The 2,329-nt window shown below is 65.5% G+C and carries 2 protein-coding genes; both read left to right on the plus strand.

The genetic code is table 11. The features are described from left to right. Window positions 1-135 precede the first annotated feature (135 nt). Window positions 136-1,452 (plus strand): IS256 family transposase, encoded by a 1,317-nt coding sequence (locus AC2VON_RS17545; RefSeq protein WP_486954092.1) that lies wholly within the window; start codon window positions 136-138, stop codon window positions 1,450-1,452. Window positions 1,453-1,583: 131 nt separating this feature from the next. Then, the gene (locus tag AC2VON_RS17550) at window positions 1,584-2,273 is read left to right on the plus strand and encodes a chymotrypsin family serine protease (protein WP_486954093.1); all 690 of its coding nucleotides are present in this window, start codon (window positions 1,584-1,586) and stop codon (window positions 2,271-2,273) included. Window positions 2,274-2,329 lie beyond the last annotated feature (56 nt).

The following is a 2,329-nucleotide window of genomic DNA, read 5'->3' on the forward strand; positions in this document are numbered from 1 at the left end:
GAGCAATGATCAGAACCTGTGGATGAGCCTCGGCGAGGCGGCGTAGGAAAGGGCGCACCTTCCCGAGGATGATCTTCAAGTCGAATTGGTTCTGATCAAGACCGGCGTTGGCGCGCTGGTCGGGAAGGCACGCCCATGCTCACCGTAGTTCACGACAGCGAATCGTCCAACGACAGCGCCGCCCGCCCGGGCCGGTCGTTGCTCGATGACATCGTCCGCGACGGCGCTCGGCAGATGCTGGCTGCCGCGCTGCAAGCCGAGGTTGCTGCCTACATTGACGCCCACGCCCACCTGGTCGACGAGCACGGTCATCGCCTGGTGGTGCGCAACGGCTCGCATGATGAGCGCGAGGTGCTCACCGTTGCCGGTGCGGTGCCGGTGAAGGCACCCCGGGTCAACGACCGTCGTGTGGATCCTGACACCGGGGAGCGCCAGCGGTTCGCCTCGGCGATCCTGCCGGCCTGGGCACGCAAATCCCCGCAGGTGTCCGAAGTGTTGCCGCTGCTGTACCTGCACGGGCTGTCCACCAGCGATTTCGGCCCCGCCCTGGAGCAGTTCGTAGGCACCGGTGCCGGATTGTCGGCATCGACGATCACCCGGCTCACCGCGCAGTGGCAAGACGAGGCCAAGGCGTTCGGCGAGCGGGACCTTTCCGGCACCGATTACGTCTACCTGTGGGTCGACGGCATCCACCTCAAGGTACGCCTCGAGCAGGAAAAACTGTGCCTGCTGGTGATGATCGGGGTACGTGCCGACGGGCGCAAAGAGCTCGTCGCACTGACCGATGGCTACCGCGAATCGGCCGAGTCGTGGGCCGATCAGCTGCGCGATGCCCGCCGTCGCGGCATGACCGCACCAGTGCTGGCCGTCGGCGACGGCGCGCTCGGGTTCTGGAAGGCGCTACGCGAGGTGTTCCCCGACACCCGTGAACAGCGCTGCTGGTTTCACAAACAGGCCAATGTACTTGCCGCACTGCCAAAGTCAGCCCATCCTGGAGCGACGGCGGCACTCAAGGAGATCTACAACGCCGAGGACATTGACCACGCCCAGGTAGCGGTCAAGGCGTTCGAGGTCGACTACGGCGCCAAATACCCCAAGGCCGTCGCCAAGATCACCGACGACCTCGACTCGCTGCTGGAGTTCTACCGCTACCCGGCCGAACACTGGATTCACCTGCGCACCACCAACCCGATCGAGTCGACCTTCGCCACCGTCAGGTTGCGCACCAAGGTCACCAAGGGGCCCGGCTCACGCGCGGCCGGGATCGCCATGTCCTACAAGCTCATGGACGCCGCACAAGCACGCTGGCGGGCCGTCAACGCCCCACACCTGGTCGCTCTCGTCCGGGCCGGCGCCGTGTTCCACAAAGGCAAGCTGGTCGAACGACCCACCGACATCACCCCGACACCATCGACGACCGAGGCCCAACCCGCCCAGACGGAGGTCGCATGAAACACCCATCCCCAGGCCTTGACAACTCCCTCGGTTGCCACGCCAGTGCGGCGAGGGGCAGGGCCGCTGCATCCCGGGTGCAATCGGACAGCGGCACGCGAGCGCTATCGGGCCGGTGGAGAATGCCCGGTATGCGACTGGCCCTCAGATGGCTCGTAGTGGAATCCGTGATGACGGTGATGCTCGCCGGGCTTTCTGCTCCAGTGGCATCGGCGGCGGTCCCGCTCGGTGGTGGTGCCGGTATCGCGGTGGGCGACACCTACTGCACGTTGACCACCATCGGCCACGACAACACGGGTGAGCTGGTTGGTTTCACCGCCGCCCGTTGTGGTGGGCCTGGTGCCCAGGTGGTAGCCGAGGGAACAGACGTAACCGTGGGCACCGTTGTGGTCGCCAACGGCAGCCTCAACTACGCGGTAATCAAGTTCGACCCAGCCGCCGTGACCCCGGTCCATGACTTCGCAGGCTTCGCGATCAACGGCATCGGCCCTGATCCTGCCCCGAATCAGCCGGTCTGCAAACAGGGTGGTGCTACCGGCAATGACTGCGGCCACACCAGCCCCCTCCTGAACTCGCGTCCGGACCACCCAACCAGCCGCATTGCCGCGTCCTGGCAACCCGGCGACGACGGAAGCCCGATCACCTCCAACGATCTGCTGGTCGCCATGGTCTACGACGGATTCATCCTCCCGGCGACCGGGCCGTTTATTGTCGGGCACCCGGAACAACCCGAGAGCCGAGTGATCATGTTCAGCGCGATCCTCAACGACGTGGACGCCAACGGTGGGTCAGGTGCAGGGTTCACGCCAGTCCCGGCCTGAATCGGGGGCACGCACTGGTCACGCAGCAGTGATCCACAGGTCTTGACAATTCCTCC

The organism is Mycobacterium sp. TH-M82, from assembly GCF_057473605.1.